Source organism: Pseudomonas sp. R37(2017), from assembly GCF_002113375.1.
Taxonomy (GTDB): Bacteria; Pseudomonadota; Gammaproteobacteria; order Pseudomonadales; family Pseudomonadaceae; genus Aquipseudomonas.
The window spans coordinates 15,798-35,123 of record NZ_NEHO01000004.1 but is presented as its reverse complement, the minus strand read 5'-3'; the positions used below and the strand labels follow the sequence as shown (position 1 = coordinate 35,123).

Below are 19,326 nucleotides of genomic sequence, written 5' to 3'. Positions count from 1 at the left end.
AAAAGATGGCGCATTATCCTGTGATTGGGTGCGCCTGTCACTGCGCAATGCATGGACACAGAGCGTGTACTGTAGGAGCGAGCATGCTCCGGGCGGCGTTCCGACGATGGTCGTGAACGATAACGCGGGTAGTCTGAATCCCCGCAGTGGTCTCTGGTTCTTCGCGAGCATGCTCGCTCCTACAGGATTGAATCCAATCTCGTACCGGAGGGTTGTCAGCCGCTGGTAGCGAGGTTCAAACTGCGGCCTTTGTCGCCGGTCGATCCTGGCGCCTTCATTTATAAGCAATCGACGCACATAAGGTGTCGGGGGCATGCGTGATAACCATCAATTCAGGGACCCGGACATGGAACTGGTTGTAAAAAGCGTCAACCCGGAAACGTTGAAGACCGCCACTCTTGTGGTCTCCGTCGGCGAAGGCCGCAAGCTCGGCGCCGTCGCCAAACAACTCGATGAAATGAGCGGCGGCGCCATCAGCGCTGTGCTCAAGCGCGGCGATCTGGCCGGCAAGGTTGGCCAGAGCCTGCTGCTGCACAGCCTGCCGAACCTCAAGGCCGAGCGCGTGCTGCTGGTGGGCGTGGGCAAGGACGACGAACTGGGTGACCGCCCCTTCCGCAAAATCATCGCCGGCATCCTTAATACCCTCAAGGGCCTTGGCGGCAACGATGCCGTGCTGGCGCTGGATGAAATGGTCGTCAAAGGCCGCGACAGCTATGGCAAGACCCGCCTGCTGGCCGAAACCCTGGTGGACGGCGAGTACACCTTCGACCAGTTCAAGAGCCAGAAAGCCGAACCCCGCGCCCTGAAGAAAATCACCCTGCTGACCATCAAGGCCGCCCAGGCTGAAGTGCAGCGTGCCGTGACCCATGCCACCGCCATCGCCAACGGCATGGCCTTCACCCGTAACCTGGGCAACCTGCCGCCAAACATCTGCCACCCGACCTTTCTCGGTGAACAGGCCAAAGACCTGGGCAAAGAGTTCAAGGACCTGAAAGTCGAAGTCCTCGACGAGAAGAAGATCAAGGCACTGGGCATGGGCTCGTTCTACGCCGTAGGCCAGGGCAGCGCCCAGCCTCCGCGCCTGATCGTTATGCAATACAACGGCGGCAAGAAATCCGAGAAGCCTTACGCGCTGGTCGGCAAAGGCATCACCTTCGACACCGGCGGCATCAGCCTCAAGCCGGGCGCCGGCATGGATGAAATGAAGTACGACATGGGCGGCGCCGCCAGCGTGTTCGGCACCCTTCGCGCCGTGCTCGAACTGAAGCTGCCGATCAACCTGGTGTGCATCCTGGCCTGCGCCGAAAACATGCCGAGCGGCACCGCTTCGCGCCCTGGCGACATCGTCACCACCATGAGCGGCCAGACCGTGGAAATCCTCAACACCGACGCCGAAGGCCGTCTGGTGCTGTGCGACGCACTGACCTACTCCGAGCGTTTCAAGCCGCAAGCCGTCATCGACATCGCGACCCTGACCGGTGCCTGCGTGGTCGCCCTGGGCTCCCACACCTCGGGACTGCTGGGCAACAACGACGAACTGATCGGCCAACTGCTGAGCGCCGGCAAGGCTGCCGACGACCGCGCCTGGCAACTGCCGCTGTTCGATGAGTATCAGGAGCAACTGGACAGCCCGTTCGCCGACATCGCCAACATTGGTGGCCCGAAAGCCGGCACCATCACCGCGGCCTGCTTCCTGTCGCGTTTCACCAAGAACCTGAACTGGGCGCACCTGGACATCGCCGGCACCGCCTGGACCAGCGGCGGCAAGGACAAGGGCGCCACTGGCCGTCCGGTTCCATTGCTGACCCAATACCTGCTGGACCGCGCCAAAGCCTGAAACCAATGACCCTTGGCAGCGTTGCTTTCGGGCCGCGCCGCCAAGGGCTCAGGAACTGCAATGACCAAAGTCGACTTCTATATCCTGCCCAGCGCCGATCCTTCGGCGCGGCTGGATTTCGCCTGCAAGCTCACCGAAAAAGCCTGGCGCATGGGTCACCGTGTCTACCTGCATTGCAGCGACGCCGCCCAGCGCAGCGATCTCGACGCACGCCTCTGGACATTCAAAGGTGAAAGCTTCGTGCCCCACGGCCCCGCCGAAAGCGAGCCGGATGGCTTGATTGTCCTGGGCCTGGGAGATGATTGCGGTCAACATCAGGACCTGCTGGTCAATCTCGACCTGAAAGTCCCGGCCTTCGCCCAGCGTTTCGCCCGCGTGGCGGAAGTGGTGGTGGAAGACCCGACGATTCGCCAGGCCGCGCGGGAGAGTTTCCGTTTCTACCGCGAACAGGGCTATCCTCTGCAAGATCACCGTTTACAGCGACTCTGAGCCTTCCAATGGACACTTCAAAACCGCTGCAACAGTCCGCGCACCTGCTGGACGACCTTGAGTCGATCCGCCAATTGCTCGGCGACGACAACCTGCAACCGCCCCTGCTGACCGACACGGTCGAGGACGGCGACCAGGAACAGATTCCCATGTTGTTCGACGCCGTGAGCGAGCCTTTGCCTCCCGTCGAACCAACAGCCTCCCCCCCTATCGTTGAACCGGTCATCGCTGCCGCAGCGACGCCCGCCGCCAGCAAAGGCCCGGATGACCTGTTGCACCTGGACAACGAACTTCGCGCCGCCGCGCAGTTGATCATGCAAGACGTGATCGACGACTTCGCACCGCACATCGAGACCGAAATCAAACGCCGCCTCAATGCACGGCTGGAACGGCTGCTGAGCCAGTACAACGATTGAAGCTTTTCTGTAGGAGCGAGCAAGCTCGCGATGAACCTGAGGGCGACGCGTTTTATCAGGAAACACGCGTTATCGTTAAAGTCCATCGCGAGCATGCTCGCTCCTACAGAGAACAAGATGCAGTTCAAGTGCTCAAGTAACGCCCGATCAACGCAATCCCGCTCGCCAGCACCAGCCAGGTCACCAGGCGCACGAACGCCTCGCGGGACAGCCGCATGGTCAGCCGTCGACCCAACCACAGCCCCAGCACCATCGCCGGCAACAGACACAGCGCCAGCACCAGCAACGGCAAATCGGCATACACCCCGGCGATTGCAAACAGGCTCAAACGCACCACGGTGCTGCAACTGATCAACGCACTTTGGGTCGCGCGGGCCGCCTCCTTGGGCAATCGGCTGCTCAGATAGATCGCATAGAGAAAGCCGCCGCTGCCAAACAACGCGCCGAACATTCCACCCACCGTCCCCATGGGCAGCGCCCACAGGGCGGACAGTTGCGCTGGCCGGGCTTTGATCCACAGGCTGTAAATCCCATAGGCGCTGATAAAAAGCCCCATCAACAGCAGCAACAGATCGGACTTGAGGTTCAGCAGGAAAATCACGCCCAGCGTGCACCCCACCGCCATGCAGGGCAGTAACCGCAACAGCTCCGGCCTGGCCACATCGCGCCGCGAAGGCATCAGATTGCCGAACGCCGCGACAAAATCGAGCAGTACCAGCAACGGCACGATCTTCGACAGTGGCATGAACAGAATCAGAATCGGCCCGGCCACCAGCGCAGTGCCGAAACCGGCGATGCCAAACACGATGTAGGCCAGGGCGATGCCCACGCCGATAACCAGCCAGTCCAGCGGGCCGAAGGGCCATTGGTTCAATAACTCAATCACATCCATATCCCTTTCTTCCGTGAACTTGCGCCACGACTTTACCTCTGTGGGAGCGAGCCTGCTCGCGAAAGCGGTGTGTCAGTTAAATTGATGTGTCCTGACACTCCCTCTTCGCGAGCAGGCTCGCTCCCACAATAGTCATTGCACAGGGGAATTGTGCTGACACATGGAGATTGATCACCGAATGCCTTTAAACTGCGCCCCATGATTAAAGATCCCTTTGCAAGACTCGGCCTGGACCGCGAAGTCCTGACCGTCAGCCAGCTCAACGGCCGCGCGCGGGTGTTGCTCGAAGACGTGTTCAGCAACATCTGGGTCGAAGGCGAAATCTCCAACCTCGCCCGCCCGGCGTCCGGCCATGTGTATTTCACCCTCAAGGACAGCGGCGCCCAGGTGCGTTGCGCGCTGTTCCGGCAGAACGCGGCAAGGGTTCGCCAGGCACTGAAGGATGGGCTCGCGGTCAAGGTACGCGGCAAAGTCTCGCTGTTCGAAGGGCGGGGTGATTATCAACTGATCCTCGACACCGTGGAGCCGGCCGGCGATGGCGCCTTGCGCCTGGCCTTCGATGCACTCAAGGAAAAACTCAGCGCCGAAGGCCTGTTCAGTGCCGAACGCAAAGTGCCGCTGCCGGCGCACCCGCAACGCATCGGCATCATCAGCTCGCCCACCGGGGCGGTGATCCGCGACATCATCAGCGTGTTCCGCCGTCGCGCACCGCAAGTGCAATTGACGCTGATCCCCACCGCCGTACAGGGCCGCGAAGCCACCGCGCAGATTGTCCGCGCCCTGAAGCTGGCGGACGCCCGTGGTTTCGACGCACTGATCCTGGCCCGGGGCGGCGGCTCGCTGGAAGATCTCTGGTGCTTCAACGAAGAAGCCGTGGCCCGCGCCGTAGATGCTTGCATGACGCCGATTGTCAGCGCGGTCGGCCATGAGACCGACGTGTCGATCAGCGACTTCGTGGCCGACGTTCGCGCGCCCACCCCTTCCGCTGCCGCCGAATTGCTGGCGCCGGACTCCAGCGACCTGGTGCGTCGAGTCGAAAGCCTGCACCGACGCCTGGTGATGCGCATGCGTGACCGCTTGATGCGCGATCGACTGCGCCTGGAAGGCATTTCCCGACGCCTGCGTCATCCCGGCGAGCGCCTGCGCCAGCAGGCACAGCGCCTGGATGACCTGGACATGCGCATGCGTCGCGCCTTCGAGCGCAGCCTCAACACCCGTCGCGAACGCTTGATCCGCCTGGAAACCCGTCTGGCCGCGCAACATCCGGGCCGGCAACTGGCAATGCTGCGCCAGCGCCTCGACAGCCTGGCCGAACGCCTGCCACGCGCCATCCGCGAAGGGCTGAAGAACCGTCGCATGCTATTGCACAGTCAGATGCAGACACTGCATGTGGTCAGCCCGCTGGCGACCCTCGGCCGCGGCTACAGCATTTTGCTGGACGAACGCGGCAACGCGATCCGCAACGCCGCGCAAACCCATACCGGCCAGCGCCTGAAGGCAAAACTGGGCGAAGGCGAACTGCAAGTGCGGGTCGAAGACAATCACCTGACGCCTGTCACCCTTTCTCTACTGGATTGATCCATGCCGCGTTTCCTCGCTCCACTGCTGTTGCTGTGCCTGACCTTCAATGCCCACGCCGACAGCTACATCACCCGCCTTTTGAACAAACCGGTGCCGGGCGGTGTTGCCGTACTGGACCTGGGCACATCGGCCCAGGCGCCAAAAGCCACTTACCAGGGCAAACCCGTGCTGGTGGTCAAGGAGCAGAGCAACTGGCTGGCCATCGTCGGCATACCGTTGACGGTCAAGCCGGGAGCTCAATCGCTCAGCAGCGGCGGCCGTAACCTGAGTTTTACGGTTGGCAACAAGAAATATCCGGAACAGCGCATCACCCTGAAGAACACCCAACAGGTCAATCCGGACCCGGAGAACCTCAAGCGCATCGAGCGTGAGCTGGCCGAACAGATTGCCGCTTACCGCACATTCAGCCCCAATACCCCGAGTAACCTGTTGCTGGACAAGCCGGTGAACGGGCCGCTGTCGAGCAAGTTCGGTGTGCGTCGCTTTTTCAATGGTGAGGAGCGCAACCCTCACGCAGGCCTGGACTTCGCCGTACCGGCCGGCACCCCGATCAAGACCCCGGCTGCCGGCAAGGTGATCCTGATCGGCAACTACTTCTTCAACGGCAACACGGTGTTCGTCGACCACGGCCAGGGCTTTATCAGCATGTTTTGCCATATGTCGAAAATCGACGTGACGGTGGGCCAACAACTGGCGCGCGGCGGCGTGGTCGGCAAAGTCGGCGCGACGGGCCGCGCGACCGGGCCCCATATGCACTGGAATGTCAGCCTGAACGATGCGCGGGTGGATCCGGCGATTTTCATTGGGGCTTTCCAACCCTGATTTTGCGGTGAAGCTGAGGCCTGTTCGCGAGCAAGCCCGCTCCCACAGTGATCAGTGGTGTAAACCGATTTTGCATACACCAAAGCCCCCTGTGGGAGCGGGCTTGCCCGCGAACAGGCCAGCAGCTGCACCGCCGATTTTCAATTGCGGACGCTTGATCATCAGCGCAATCATTCACGCCTCACACCATTTTTTTCGCGATCAGATCGCGACAAACACATAAAAAGCAGAACTTCTCCCAATTTTTTTCGACTGCTTGCCATCCTCCCCCCTCAAGGTTAGGGTTGAAGGCATGAAAACCTCTCACACCCTCATTCAGCTCCGCCAGCACCGCAGCCTGTGCCTCGTCAGTGCACGACTGCCGGGCTGAATCGTGGTGCGTCGTCCCAAGCGTCGATCCAAGAACTTTTGATCCACCGGCAGGCCGCCTTTTTTCGGCCCACACAATAAGGATTTCCCGATGAGCATGCTCAAAGACCCGTCTTCGAAATACCGTGCGTTCCCGACCATCGACATTCCGGACCGCACCTGGCCATCGAAAACCATCACCTCCGCACCGATCTGGTGCAGCTCCGACCTGCGCGACGGCAACCAGTCGCTGATCGAACCAATGGACTCCGTCAAGAAGCTGCGCTTCTGGAAAACCCTGGTGCAGGTCGGCGTGAAGGAAATCGAAGCATCGTTCCCGGCCGCCTCGCAAACCGACTTCGACTTCGTCCGCACTTTGATCGAAGGCAACCACATCCCGGACGACACCACCATCCAGGTGCTGACCCAGGGCCGTGAAGACCTGATCGAGCGCACCTTCGAATCCCTGCGCGGCGCGAAAAAAGCCATCGTTCACCTGTACAACGCCACCTCTCCTTCTTTCCGCCGCATTGTCTTCAACCAGGACAAGGACGGGATCAAGGAAATCGCCGTCAGCGCGGCCAAGCTGTTCGTCAAATACGCCGCCCAGCAGCCGGAAACCGAGTGGACCTTCCAGTACTCGCCAGAAACCTTCAGCGCCACTGAGCTGGAGTTCGCCAAGGAAGTCTGCGATGCGGTGATCGAAGTCTGGAACCCGACGCCCGAGCACAAGATGATCCTCAATCTGCCGGCCACCGTCGAATGCGCGACCCCGAACATCTATGCCGACCAGATCGAATGGTTCGGCCGTCACATCAACCGTCGTGACAGCGTGATCATCAGCCTGCACACCCACAATGACCGTGGGACGGGTGTTGCGGCCACCGAACTGGGCCTGATGGCCGGCGCCGACCGTGTCGAAGGCTGCCTGTTCGGCAATGGCGAGCGTACCGGTAACGTCGACCTGGTGACTGTGGCCCTGAACATGTACACCCAGGGTCTCGACCCTCAACTGGACTTCTCCGACATCGACGGCGTGCGCAAAGTCGTCGAAGAGTGCAACCAGATCCAGGTCCACCCGCGTCACCCGTACGTCGGCGACCTGGTGCACACCGCGTTCTCCGGCTCGCACCAGGACGCGATCCGCAAAGGCTTTGCCCAGCAGAAATCCGACGCATTGTGGGAAGTCCCGTACCTGCCGATCGACCCGGCCGACATCGGCCGCAGCTACGAGGCAGTCATCCGCGTCAACAGCCAGTCGGGCAAGGGCGGTATCGCCTACCTCCTGGAACAGGAATACGGCATCAGCCTGCCGCGCCGCATGCAGATCGAGTTCAGCCAGGTCGTGCAGCGTGAAACCGACCGCCTGGGCCTGGAAATGACCGCCCAGCAAATCCACGCGCTGCTGCACAGCGAGTACTTGCAGGCCAACACCCCGTACGCACTGGTCAGCCATCGCCTGCAGGAAGAAAACGGTCACAGCGCCGTCGAAGTGGAAGTGGCCAGCAAAGGCCAGGGCGAAACCAACCTGCACTGGCGCGGCAAGGGCAACGGCGCCCTCGAAGCGCTGGTCGCCGGCCTGCCGGTACCGGTGGAAATCATGGACTACAACGAGCACGCCATCGGCGCGGGCACCAATGCCAGGGCAGCGGCCTACATTGAACTGCGCGTGAACGGTGAGCGTGCGGTGCATGGCGTCGGCATCGACGAAAACATCACCACCGCCAGCTTCAAGGCCCTGTTCAGCGCACTGAACCGCTCGCTGAGCCAGCCGGAAGCGAAAGCGGCGTAACCATCGCTGAAATGCAAAAGGCCCCGGGGTGAGAACCTCGGGGCCTTTTTGTTTGTCAGCAGGTTTTTGAGTTGCCCGTTATGACCCCTTCGCGAGCAGGCTCGCTCCCACCGTGACCGCGCTCACACCGATCCAATGTGGGAGCGAGCCTGCTCGCGAACGGGTCCTTTCGGGCAGAGAAAATATCAGGTGAACTCAAATGTATCGGCATCCAGGTTCGCCGGAAACCGCTCGCGATATGCCGCCAGCTCCGCCGCATCCAGCACAGCCTTGAACACGCCATCAGCCTCCCCCGCACCGAGCAATGTTTCACCCTGGAAATCCAGCACCTGACTGTCACCGGTATAGGCAAAGCCTTTGCCATCAGTGCCAATGCGATTCACCGCCGCCACATAGCACAGATTCTCGATCGCCCGTGCCGGCAACAGACGATTCCAGTGCTGGCGCCGCGCGCCCGGCCAGTTCGCGGTGTACAGCAGCAGGTCGGTGTCCTGGGCATCGCGACTCCACACCGGGAAACGCAGGTCGTAGCAAATCAGCGGCCTTACGCGCCAGCCTTTTAGCTCGAACTGCACCTGGCGCTCGCCGGGGGTGTAGTGGTTGTGCTCGCCCGCCATGCGGAACAGGTGGCGCTTGTCGTAGTGCAGCACCTCACCGTCCGGGCGCGCCCACAACAGACGATTGCGATGGCTGCCGTCGGCGGCCTGAACGATCACGCTGCCGGTAATGACCGCATCAAGCTTCGCGGCCTGAACCCGCAGCCATTTGCTGGTCGGGCCGTTTTCCGCTTCCGCGAGGCTCTCGGACTCCATGGAAAAACCGGTGGTGAACATCTCCGGAAGGATGATCAGGTCGGCGCCGCGAGCCTGTTCCAGCAAGGGCTCGAAATGCTCGAGGTTGGCCTCACGATCGTGCCAGGCCAGTGAAGTCTGAATCAACGCAACGGTCAGGTTAGGCAGCGCACTCAGATCACGCATAGTTTTTCCGCTGCTTCACGCAGGGTCTCCTCACGCTTGGCAAAGCACAGCCGCACCAGGCGCTGGCCTTCCGGCGGCGTCTGGTAGAACACGGAAATCGGGATACTGGCCACTCCATGCTCGCGCGTCATCCACAGGGCCATCTCGACGTCATTGAGGTCCGGACGGATCTGTGAGTAATCGACCAGTTGGAAATAGGTGCCGGTCACCCGGGTAAAACTGAAACGCGAGGGCGCCAGCAGATCGCAGAACAGATCGCGCTTGGCTTGATAGAAACCCGGCAACTCTTCAACGTGTTCCGGATGCTCGGCCATGAAATCGGCCAAGGCATATTGAAGCGGCGTCACGCCACAAAAATTCACGTACTGGTGCACCTTGCGCAATTCCGCCGTCAGGGCCGGTGGAGCGACCACATAGCCGGTTTTCCAGCCGGTGACGTGGTAGGTCTTGCCGAACGAGCTGACCACGAATGCACGCTGATACAGCTCTTCATGGGCCAGCACGCTGACGTGGGGCACGCCGTCATACACCAGGTGCTCGTAGACTTCGTCGCTGATCACATAGATATCGCGATCACGGATCAACGCTGCCAACTGGTCGAGTTCCGCACGGCTGATCAGTGCACCACTGGGGTTGTGCGGGCTGTTGAGAATGATCATCCGCGTGCGCGGGCTCAGTGCCTGGGCAAGCTTTTCGAAGTCGATACTGAAATCGTTCAGGCCCAATTGCACATGCACGCAACGACCGCCGGCCAGCTCTACCGAGGGCTCGTAGCTGTCGTATGCCGGGTCAAACACAATGACTTCGTCACCGCTGTGGATAACCGCCTGAATGGCACAGAAAATCGCCTCGGTCGCGCCGGGGGTAACCGTCACTTCAGTATCCACATCCACCTGCACGCCATAACTGCGGGCGATCTTCGCTGCGACCTGCTGACGCAACACCGGCAGCCCGGTCATTGGCGAGTACTGGTTATGGCCGCTGGCGATATGCCGGCCGACCGCATCGCACAGGGCCTGCGGGGCCGCGAAATCGGGAAAGCCCTGGGACAGATTGAGCGCGCCGGTCTGTGCCGCGAGCTGAGACATCTGAGTGAAGATAGTGATGCCGACATTCGGCAGCTTACTGGTGATCATCGGTGGGCCCCTACAGGTGAGCTGCAAGTTTCAAGCGACAAGCCGCAAGCGGTCAAGCATCAAACCGCCAGACATAAAAAAGGGTCCTTGGCAGGACCCTTTTTGCTTTTACTTGCAGCTTGTCGCTTGTGGCTTGAAGCTGTGTCTATCGCTTGTCGCGACGCTTCTTTTCAGCCTTCTTGTGGTGCGACATCAAGCGACGCTTCTTGTTGACCTGGCGGTCGGTAAGCGTGTTCTTGTTGCCTTCGTACGGGTTCTCGCCACCCTTGAACTCGATGCGGATCGGCGTACCGACCAGCTTCAGAACACGGCGGTAAGTGTTTTCCAGATAGCGCACGTAAGACTTCGGCACCTTCTCGATCTGGTTGCCGTGGATCACGATGATCGGCGGGTTCGCGCCACCCAGGTGGGCATAACGCAACTTGATCCGGCGACCGTTGACCATCGGCGGCTGGTGCTCGCTGACGGCGTCTTCGAGGATCTGGGTCAGGCGGCTGGTCGGCCAGCGGGTAACCGCCGACTTGAACGAGTTCTGCACCGAACCGTAGAGGTTGCCCACGCCCGTGCCGTGCAACGCCGAAATGAAGTGAATGTCGGCGAAGTCAACGAAGAACAGCCGGCGCTCCAACTCGGTTTTCACATAGTCGCGCTCGCCCGGTGTCATGCCATCCCACTTGTTGAGTGCGATGACCATTGCACGACCGGCTTCCAGGGCGAAGCCCAGCAGATTGAGGTCGTGGTCCACCACGCCTTCGCGGGCGTCCATCACGAAGATCACCACGTTGGCGTCTTTGATCGCCTGCAGGGTCTTGACCACGGAGAATTTTTCGACTTCTTCGTGGATCTTGCCGCGCTTGCGTACACCGGCGGTGTCGATCAGCGTGTACTTCTCGTCGTTACGCTCGAACGGGATATAGATACTGTCGCGAGTGGTGCCGGGCTGGTCATAAACGATGACCCGCTCTTCACCGAGCATACGGTTGACCAGGGTCGACTTGCCGACGTTCGGACGGCCGATGATGGCGATCTTGATCCCGTCTTTTTCGCTCGGACCAGGAATGCGCTTGGCTTCTTCGCCTTCGGCAACTTCCTCTTCCTCGCCTTCTTCCGGCTCGTCTTCGTCTTTCGGGAATTCGCTCAGCGCTGTTTCCAGCAAATGGGTGATACCGCGACCGTGGGCACCGGCGATCGGGATCGCATGGCCCATGCCCAGCGGGGCGAATTCGGCACGCGCCATTTCAGGGTCGATGTTATCGACCTTGTTCGCGACTACGTGGGAACGCTTGTTACGCTTGCGCAAATGCTCGGCGATCATCTGGTCGGCGGCGGTGAAGCCAGCCTTGGCATCTACCAGGAACAGAACGACATCCGCTTCCTCGATGGCCAGCAGCGACTGCTCGGCCATCTTTTCGTCCATACCGTGCTCGTCACCGGAGATACCGCCGGTGTCGATCAGAATGTAGGAACGCCCTTGCCACTTGGCCTCACCGTACTGGCGATCACGGGTCAGACCGGACAAGTCGCCGACGATCGCGTCGCGAGTCCTGGTCAGGCGGTTGAACAAGGTGGACTTGCCGACGTTTGGTCGGCCCACCAGGGCGATTACGGGAACCATGCGGCTCTCCACTTCGTTTTTCAGAAAATACAAAAGCCGCTGCGAGGCAGCGGCTGGTGCTCGAGGGCTTTCCCGGGCACATCCCCGATCCCTGTAGGAGCGAGCATGCTCGCGATCGCGAGCGTGCTCGCTCCTACGGTTTGAGACATACCAACAGGTGTAGCCGCCTGGGGTATCAACCCCAAGCATAGTTGTTACTTGATGGTCAGGGCTTCCAGTTTGCCGCTGTTGCCATACACATAAATCGTGTCACCCACCACCAGCGGACGGGCACGCAGGCCGTCGCTGTCGATGCGCTCGCGGCCGACGAAACGACCGTCCACCTGACTCAGCAGGTGCAGGTAACCTTCCAGGTCACCGACTGCAACGTAGCTGGAGAACACTTCCGGGGCCGACAGTTGACGACGGGCCAACGAATCGTTGCTCCACAAGGCTGTGGTGGAACGCTCGTCGACGCCTTCAACGGTGCCCGAAGACAGGCTCACATAAACGGTGCCAAAACCCTGGGCGACACCGGCGTAGCTGGAAGCATCACGCTGCCAGAGCTGACGGCCGCTTTGCAGGTCCAGAGCGGCAACGCGCCCCTGATAGCTGGCGACATACAGCGTCTCTCCCGACAGCAGCAGGCCACCGTCGATATCGACCACACGCTCCAGCTCCGAACGACCTTGCGGGATCGCTACGCGCTGTTCCCACACCGGTACGCCATTGGAGATATTCAGGGCAACCACTTTACCGGTCGACAGGCCAGCCACCGCGAGGCGGTTGGTCACGATCGGCGCACTGGTGCCACGCAGGGTCAGTACCGCAGGCGTGCTGTCATAGATCCAGCGACGGTTACCGGTGGAGGCATCCAGGCCGATCAGGCGATCGTCCTGGGTCTGAACCACCACAACGTCTCCGTTGTTGGCTGGCGGTGCCAGCACTTCGCTGGACACGCGAGCGCGCCACTTCTCTTCACCGTTGATGGCGTCCAGGGCAACGATTTCACCCTTGAGCGTACCGATGGTGACCAGACCGTAGGCTACGCCAACGGCGCCGGAGACAGGCAGTTCGAGGTCTTTCTTCCATTTGACGTCGCCCGTGTTGCGGTCCATCGCCATCAACACGCCAGTGACGTCGGCGGCATAGATGGTATCGCCATCGATGGCCGGAACCAGCATGTTGTAGGTTTCGCCCTGACCGTCACCGATCGAACGACTCCACTGCTTGTGCAGAACCACTTCTTCCTTGAAGTCGACCAGTTCGGCCGGAGGCAATTCTTTTTTACTGTTGCTGCTGCAACCCGCGGCCAACAAGGCCAGAGCCAGCAATGCTGCATGTTTCCAACGAATCACGTCACGCATCCCCTTTGGCCAGGTCGTCCAGCTTGATTTGCAGGCCACCGACCGCTGCTTCATCCGACAGCGCCGCCTTGGCTTTCTGATACGCCGCGCTCGCCTCATCGGTACGACCCAGCTGCACCAGCAGGTCGCCCTTGAGCTCTTCGCGAGTGGCCAGGAATGCCTTGTCGGCATCGCCTTCAAGCAGTTTCAGCGCTTCGTCGGCCTTGTTCTGCGCGCCCAGCACCTGAGCCAGACGCTGACGGGCGATTTCGCCCAGCGCCGGATTGGCCGGCTTGTCAACAATGGCTTTGAGCTCGCTGGCCGCGTCGTCCAGCTTGCCGCTGTCGACCGCTACTTTAGCCACGAACAGGCTGCCGTACTGCGCATAGGCGCTGCCGCCGAACTCGCTGTTGAGCTTGCCGGCCAGGTCCGAAACACGGGCCGCATCAGGCTTGCCATCAGGCGTCAGCGTGGTTTCGAGCAATTGCTGATAGAGAATCGAGGCGCCTTGCGACTGATTGCTCTGATACTTGTGGAACGCCTGCCAGCCGAACACGATGACCAGCGCCAACAGGCCGCCAGTAACCAGGGGCTTGCCGTTGCGTGACCACCACTCCTTCAAATCCGCCAGCTGTTCCTCTTCGGTACTCGACACCCCAATACTCCTTAATCGCTAATTCGGCTGTTTAGACAGCTTCAACCCTGCACGACGCAGGTGGCCAGGTGTGCAGCAAGCGCATCCCAGGCAATGCTTTGTTGTTCGCCCTGGCCACGCAGGGGTTTGAAACCTACCACTTGCTGGGCCATTTCGTCGTCACCGAGGATCAGCGCATACAGCGCACCGCTCTTGTCGGCCTTCTTGAACTGGCTTTTGAAGCTGCCGGCGCCGGCATTCACTTGCAGGCGCAGGTTGGGCAACTGGTCACGAACGCGCTCCGCCAGGCTCAAGCCGGCGAGTTCGGCGGCTTCACCGAAGGCGCAGAGGTAGACATCGACCTGGCGGGAGATTTCTTCCGGGATCTGCTCCAGGGTTTCCAGCAGCAGGACTAGGCGCTCGATGCCCATGGCGAAACCAACGCCAGCAGTCGGCTTGCCGCCCATCTGCTCCACCAGGCCGTCGTAACGACCACCGGCGCACACGGTGCCCTGGGCGCCGAGTTTGTCGGTGACCCATTCGAAAACGGTCTTGCTGTAGTAATCCAGCCCGCGAACCAGCTTCGGGTTGATCACGTAGGGAATGCCGGCGGCGTCGAGGCGAGCCTTGAGGCCCTCGAAATGCACGCGGGATTCTTCGTCGAGGTAGTCGGCCATTTTCGGCGCATCGACCAGAATCGCCTGTGTCTCGGCGTTCTTGGTGTCCAGGACGCGCAGCGGGTTGGTCTTCAGGCGGCGCTGGCTGTCTTCGTCCAGCTTGTCCATGTGCTGCGACAGGAACGCGACCAACGCTTCACGGTAACGACCACGGGATTCGCTGGTGCCCAGGCTGTTGAGCTCGAGCTTTACCGCATCACGGATGCCCAACTCGCCCCACAGGCGCCAGGTCAGCACGATCAGCTCGGCGTCGATGTCCGGACCGTCGAGGTTGAACACTTCGACACCGATCTGGTGGAACTGGCGATAACGGCCTTTCTGCGGACGCTCGTGACGGAACATCGGGCCGATGTACCAGAGTTTCTGAACCTGGCCACCACCAGTGATGCCGTGCTCCAGCACTGCGCGCACACAAGCCGCCGTGCCTTCAGGGCGCAGGGTCAGGGAGTCGCCGTTGCGGTCGTCGAAGGTGTACATCTCTTTTTCGACGATGTCGGTCACTTCACCGATGGAGCGCTTGAACAGCTCGGTGAACTCGACGATCGGCATGCGGATCTGCTTGTAACCGTAGTTATCCAGCAGGCGCGAAACGGTGCCTTCGAAATGACGCCACAGGGGAGTCTGTTCGGGCAGGATGTCGTTCATGCCACGAATGGCTTGCAATGACTTGCTCACTTTAAATCCTTAAATTCGTTCGGCTCTTCAGTCAGGTTCAGCCGCGCGCAATAACGGCAGCGTCAGCTTCGACCTTTTCGGCCGCTTTCTCGCGGATCAAGCGTTCCAGCTCATCCACCAGATTGTCATTCGTCAGCTTCTGCGATGGCTTGCCATCGATGTAAATCAGGTTCGGCGTGCCGCCGGTCAAGCCGATGTGGGCTTCCTTGGCTTCGCCCGGACCGTTGACCACGCAACCGATAACCGCGACATCCAGCGGCACCAGCAGATCTTCGAGGCGCCCTTCCAGCTCGTTCATGGTCTTGACCACATCGAAGTTCTGCCGCGAGCAGCTCGGGCAGGCGATGAAGTTGATGCCACGGGAGCGCAGGTGCAGGGACTTGAGAATGTCGTAGCCGACTTTCACTTCCTCGACCGGGTCGGCCGCCAACGAGATGCGGATAGTATCGCCAATCCCTTCGGCGAGCAGCATACCGAGGCCAACGGCGGATTTCACCGTGCCTGAACGCAAACCACCGGCTTCGGTGATGCCCAGGTGCAGCGGCTGGACAATTTCCTTGGCCAGCAGGCGGTACGCTTCGACGGCCATGAACACATCGGAGGCTTTCACGCTGACCTTGAAATCCTGGAAATTCAGGCGTTCAAGGTGCTCGACATGACGCAAGGCAGATTCGACCAGCGCTGCCGGAGTCGGCTCGCCGTATTTCTTTTGCAGGTCTTTTTCCAGGGAACCGGCGTTCACGCCGATACGAATCGGAATCCCGCGGTCACGGGCGGCATCGACCACCGCACGCACGCGGTCTTCGCGACCGATGTTGCCCGGGTTGATCCGCAGGCAATCGACACCCAGTTCGGCTACGCGCAATGCGATCCTGTAGTCGAAGTGAATGTCGGCAACCAACGGCACCTTGACCAGTTGCTTGATCTTGCCGAAGGCCTCCGCGGCGTCCATGTCCGGTACGGAGACCCGCACGATATCGACGCCGGCGGCTTCCAGGCGATTGATTTGCGCGACGGTGGCCGCGACATCGTTGGTGTCGCTGTTGGTCATGCTCTGCACAGCGATAGGCGCATCGCCGCCGACAGGCACGTTACCGACCCAGATCTTGCGGGATTCGCGACGTTTGATTGGAGATTCGCCGTGCATGACTTATTGACCCAACTTCAGGCGAGCAGTCTCGCCACTGGTGAACGGAGCGACATCAACCGACTGGCCGTTGTAGCTGACCTGGGCACCGCGGGCAAAGCCCAGGCGCACGGCGAACGGTGGTTTGCCATTGACTGCCAGGCTGTCGCCTTTGCGTTTGAGACCGCTGAACAACACCTTGCCGCTACCGTCGGTCACTTGTGTCCAGCAATCAGCGGTGAACTGCACCTGAACCTGGCCCTGACCAGCCACTGGCGCGGCTGCCGCAGGAGCAGGAGCGCTCGGGGCTACTGGCGCAGTCACCACTGGGGCCGGGACGGCAGGTGTCGGCGTTGCTGGAACGACCGGTGCTGCGACAACAGGTGCGGTAGCGGCTGGAGTGGCCGGTGCTGCGGGGGCGGCTGGCGCAGTCGCCTGAGCGTCCACCGGTGCTTCGGCCGGAGCGTCGGCCTGTGGCAGCGCGAGGGCGGTTGCGCCTTCGGCCTGGCCTTCCACGACGGCCTGGTCTTCCGGCTCGTCCAGCGGGTGAATCTGTGTCGTACCGTCGGCGCCCTCGACTTCGACATGCTCTGGTGCCAGACCGATCAGGTCCTTGGTGCGCAACGAAGTCTGGTCCTGCCACCAGACAAAACCGCCGCCAATCACCGCCACCAGCAACAGCAAGCTGACGATACGCAAAATGGTGTGGGAAACCCGGACCGGTTCTTCGATACGCCCAAGGCTGTGAACGCTGCTGCCCTGGGAATCGGTACCGGTGGATTGATCGAATTGCTGGACCAGTACGGCCTGATCCATGCCGAGCAATTTGGCATAGGCGCGAATATAACCACGGGCAAAAGTATGCCCGGGCAGCTTGTCGAAAGCGCCGGCTTCCAGGTTGCTCAGGGAAGTGGTGGTGAGGTTGAGCTTGAGGGCCACTTCGGCCAGCGACCAGCCATTGCTTTCGCGGGCCTGGCGCAAGGTCTCACCGGGGTTAACGCGATTCGCTGCTACAACTTCGGGATGCGCCGCTTTCATCATTGCTCCGACAGGTATTGCTGATATTCCGGCGTACCGGGATAGAGTCTTTTTAGTTGCAGGCCTTTGCTTGCGGCCTTGTCGCGATCATCAAACACTTTTGCCAGCCGAACGCCGAGCAATAGACTACGTGCATTTTGCTCGGCAAGCAGGCTAAAACGATCGTAGTAGTCACGCGAGGGCACATAATGCCTGTCTTCGTAAGACAACTCAGCCATTTCCAGCAATGCACGAGGTTGTTGGCGATTCAGGCGCAGGGCTTTTTCCAGTTGTTGCCGGGCCAGCTCGCGCTCCCCCAGCATCGAGGCGGTCATGCCGAGGTTTTCGAATACCCGTGAACGCTCGGGATACAGGGTATCGGCGGCGGCCTGCTCAAAGCGCTCGTAGGCTTCCTTGTAACGCTGCTGCTCAAACAGAAAACTGCCGTAGTTGTTCAGGATTCGCGCATCGGCAGGACGGGAAGACAGTGCCTTGTGGAAATGCTCATCGGCCAGTTCCGGCTCCATTTCGGCCTGGAACACCAATCCCAGCGCCGCGTTGGCATCCGCATCCGAGCCATCCAGTTCCAGCGCCTTCCTCAACGGCACCTTTGCCCGCTCGGTCATGCCCTGCTGCAAATAACCGATGCCCAACTGCACATAGGCTTCCCGCGCTTCATCACGGCCCTTGCTGGTCTTCATCGGGTTGTAGTCGCCCGAAAGCACGCAGCCGGCACACAGGCTGGCCAACAGCAAAAGCAGCGCAAAGCGCAGGGACATAGAGATCCTCTCTTGTTTACTTGTTCGCGGCGTTCACGGCCATATCGTTGTCGGCGCTCAACTCGCGCACGGCGATATAACGTTCGCTGCGACGGGTGCGATCCAGCACCTGCCCTACCAATTGACCACAGGCCGCGTCGATGTCTTCACCACGAGTGGTGCGGACGGTGACGTTGAAACCGGCATGATGAAGCTGATCCTGGAAACGCCGAATGGCGTTGTTGCTCGGACGCTCGTACCCGGAATGCGGGAACGGGTTGAACGGGATCAGGTTGATCTTGCACGGGATGTTCTTGAGCAGCTCGATCATTTCCACGGCGTGCTCGACCTTGTCATTGACGTCTTTAAGCAAGGTGTATTCGATGGTCAGCACGCGCTTTTCGCCGAGATTCGACATGTAGCGCTGGCACGACTCGAGCAGCATCTTAAGCGGATATTTTTTATTGATCGGCACCAATTGGTTACGCAATGCGTCATTCGGTGCGTGCAGGGACAACGCCAGCGAGACGTCGATGTGCTTGTGCAGCTCATCGATCATCGGCACCACGCCGGAGGTCGACAGGGTCACGCGGCGCTTGGAAATGCCGTAGCCCAGGTCGTCCATCATCAGGTGCATGGCGGCGATGACGTTGTCGAAGTTCAGCAGCGGCTCACCCATGCCCATCATCACCACGTTGGTGATGGCACGGTCGACGGTGGCCGGGACGCTGCCAAAGGATTTGTTGGCAATCCACACCTGGCCAATGACTTCGGCGGCGGTGAGGTTGCTGTTGAAGCCTTGCTTGCCGGTGGAGCAGAAACTGCAATCCAGGGCACAGCCTGCCTGGGACGAAACGCACAAGGTGCCGCGTTTGCCCTGGGGAATGTACACGGTCTCGACGCAGCTGCCGGACGCCACGCGCACCACCCACTTGCGGGTACCGTCGCTGGAGATGTCCTCGCTGACCACTTCGGGGCCGCGAATTTCAGCAACAGCCTTGAGCTTTTCGCGCAAGGCCTTGCTGACGTTCGTCATGGCGTCGAAATCATCGACGCCAAAGTGGTGAATCCATTTCATTACCTGACCGGCACGGAAACGCTTCTCCCCGATTGAGTCGAAGAATTTTTCCATTTCCTGTTGAGTCAGACCCAGCAGGTTGGTTTTTACAGTCGATGTAGTCATGGATTCACCTTCACTCTTAAGCCAAT

The 19,326-nt window shown here is 60.6% G+C and carries 18 protein-coding genes; 6 read left to right on the top strand and 12 right to left on the bottom strand.

From position 1 onward, the window contains the following. Window positions 1-346 precede the first annotated feature (346 nt). Genes CAG47_RS08150 through CAG47_RS08140 form a run of 3 tightly spaced genes read left to right on the top strand, consistent with a single transcriptional unit; the run spans window position 347 to window position 2,742 of the window. Window positions 347-1,837, top strand: coding sequence for a leucyl aminopeptidase (locus tag CAG47_RS08150; RefSeq protein ID WP_085724731.1), 1,491 nt, complete (start codon window positions 347-349; stop codon window positions 1,835-1,837). A gap of 60 nt (window positions 1,838-1,897) precedes the next feature. Beyond that, window positions 1,898-2,326, top strand: a complete 429-nt coding sequence (locus tag CAG47_RS08145) for a DNA polymerase III subunit chi (RefSeq protein ID WP_085724379.1) — start codon at window positions 1,898-1,900, stop codon at window positions 2,324-2,326. A gap of 8 nt (window positions 2,327-2,334) precedes the next feature. Beyond that, window positions 2,335-2,742, top strand: a complete 408-nt coding sequence (locus CAG47_RS08140; protein ID WP_085724378.1) for a DNA polymerase III subunit chi — start codon at window positions 2,335-2,337, stop codon at window positions 2,740-2,742. Window positions 2,743-2,866: 124 nt separating this feature from the next. Here CAG47_RS08140 and CAG47_RS08135 read toward each other — a convergent pair whose 3' ends face one another. After that, window positions 2,867-3,634 carry a sulfite exporter TauE/SafE family protein gene (locus CAG47_RS08135; protein WP_085724377.1) on the bottom strand — a complete coding sequence of 256 codons (768 nt, stop codon included), beginning with the start codon at window positions 3,632-3,634 and terminating at the stop codon, window positions 2,867-2,869. 198 nt (window positions 3,635-3,832) lie between these two features. Here CAG47_RS08135 and xseA point away from each other — a divergent pair, with 198 nt between their 5' ends. Both xseA and CAG47_RS08125 read left to right on the top strand, forming a co-directional pair. Continuing rightward, window positions 3,833-5,212 carry an exodeoxyribonuclease VII large subunit gene (gene xseA / locus CAG47_RS08130; protein WP_085724376.1) on the top strand — a complete coding sequence of 460 codons (1,380 nt, stop codon included), beginning with the start codon at window positions 3,833-3,835 and terminating at the stop codon, window positions 5,210-5,212. A 3-nt stretch (window positions 5,213-5,215) separates the two neighbouring features. Continuing rightward, window positions 5,216-6,037 carry a M23 family metallopeptidase gene (locus CAG47_RS08125; RefSeq protein ID WP_085724375.1) on the top strand — a complete coding sequence of 274 codons (822 nt, stop codon included), beginning with the start codon at window positions 5,216-5,218 and terminating at the stop codon, window positions 6,035-6,037. Between the two features lie 51 nt (window positions 6,038-6,088). Here CAG47_RS08125 and CAG47_RS28925 read toward each other — a convergent pair whose 3' ends face one another. Then, window positions 6,089-6,211, bottom strand: coding sequence for a hypothetical protein (locus tag CAG47_RS28925; protein WP_256577385.1), 123 nt, complete (start codon window positions 6,209-6,211; stop codon window positions 6,089-6,091). A 286-nt stretch (window positions 6,212-6,497) separates the two neighbouring features. On the opposite strand from CAG47_RS28925, the gene leuA reads away from it, so the two are divergent. Beyond that, the gene (gene leuA, locus CAG47_RS08115; protein WP_085724374.1) at window positions 6,498-8,177 is read left to right on the top strand and encodes a 2-isopropylmalate synthase; all 1,680 of its coding nucleotides are present in this window, start codon (window positions 6,498-6,500) and stop codon (window positions 8,175-8,177) included. Between the two features lie 185 nt (window positions 8,178-8,362). Here the strand turns inward: leuA and CAG47_RS08110 are convergent, their stop codons facing one another. The 10 genes from CAG47_RS08110 to rlmN form a co-directional block, all read right to left on the bottom strand. Then, complete coding sequence (locus tag CAG47_RS08110) at window positions 8,363-9,154, bottom strand: amidohydrolase (RefSeq protein WP_085724730.1); 792 nt, start codon at window positions 9,152-9,154, stop codon at window positions 8,363-8,365. Beyond that, on the bottom strand, window positions 9,142-10,290 hold the full coding sequence (locus tag CAG47_RS08105; protein WP_085724373.1) for a pyridoxal phosphate-dependent aminotransferase: 1,149 nt from the start codon (window positions 10,288-10,290) through the stop codon (window positions 9,142-9,144). The genes CAG47_RS08110 and CAG47_RS08105 overlap by 13 nt, the downstream gene beginning before the upstream one ends. Window positions 10,291-10,435: 145 nt before the next feature. Next, window positions 10,436-11,905 (bottom strand): ribosome biogenesis GTPase Der, encoded by a 1,470-nt coding sequence (der, locus tag CAG47_RS08100; RefSeq protein ID WP_085724372.1) that lies wholly within the window; start codon window positions 11,903-11,905, stop codon window positions 10,436-10,438. 194 nt (window positions 11,906-12,099) lie between these two features. Continuing rightward, complete coding sequence (gene bamB, locus CAG47_RS08095) at window positions 12,100-13,251, bottom strand: outer membrane protein assembly factor BamB (RefSeq protein ID WP_085724371.1); 1,152 nt, start codon at window positions 13,249-13,251, stop codon at window positions 12,100-12,102. Continuing rightward, entirely contained in the window at window positions 13,244-13,885 is a 642-nt protein-coding gene (locus tag CAG47_RS08090; RefSeq protein ID WP_085724370.1) for a tetratricopeptide repeat protein, read from the bottom strand. The genes bamB and CAG47_RS08090 overlap by 8 nt, the downstream gene beginning before the upstream one ends. Before the next feature lie 41 nt (window positions 13,886-13,926). Continuing rightward, entirely contained in the window at window positions 13,927-15,216 is a 1,290-nt protein-coding gene (gene hisS / locus CAG47_RS08085; protein WP_085724369.1) for a histidine--tRNA ligase, read from the bottom strand. A gap of 37 nt (window positions 15,217-15,253) precedes the next feature. Continuing rightward, window positions 15,254-16,363, bottom strand: coding sequence for a flavodoxin-dependent (E)-4-hydroxy-3-methylbut-2-enyl-diphosphate synthase (ispG, locus tag CAG47_RS08080; protein ID WP_020795607.1), 1,110 nt, complete (start codon window positions 16,361-16,363; stop codon window positions 15,254-15,256). Between the two features lie 3 nt (window positions 16,364-16,366). Next, window positions 16,367-17,380 carry a RodZ family helix-turn-helix domain-containing protein gene (locus CAG47_RS08075; protein WP_085724368.1) on the bottom strand — a complete coding sequence of 338 codons (1,014 nt, stop codon included), beginning with the start codon at window positions 17,378-17,380 and terminating at the stop codon, window positions 16,367-16,369. Next, on the bottom strand, window positions 17,380-18,138 hold the full coding sequence (gene pilW / locus CAG47_RS08070; protein ID WP_085724367.1) for a type IV pilus biogenesis/stability protein PilW: 759 nt from the start codon (window positions 18,136-18,138) through the stop codon (window positions 17,380-17,382). Before pilW ends, CAG47_RS08075 begins: the two co-directional genes overlap by 1 nt. Window positions 18,139-18,154: 16 nt before the next feature. Next, the gene (gene rlmN / locus CAG47_RS08065; RefSeq protein WP_085724366.1) at window positions 18,155-19,300 is read right to left on the bottom strand and encodes a 23S rRNA (adenine(2503)-C(2))-methyltransferase RlmN; all 1,146 of its coding nucleotides are present in this window, start codon (window positions 19,298-19,300) and stop codon (window positions 18,155-18,157) included. Between the last annotated feature and the right edge of the window lie 26 nt (window positions 19,301-19,326).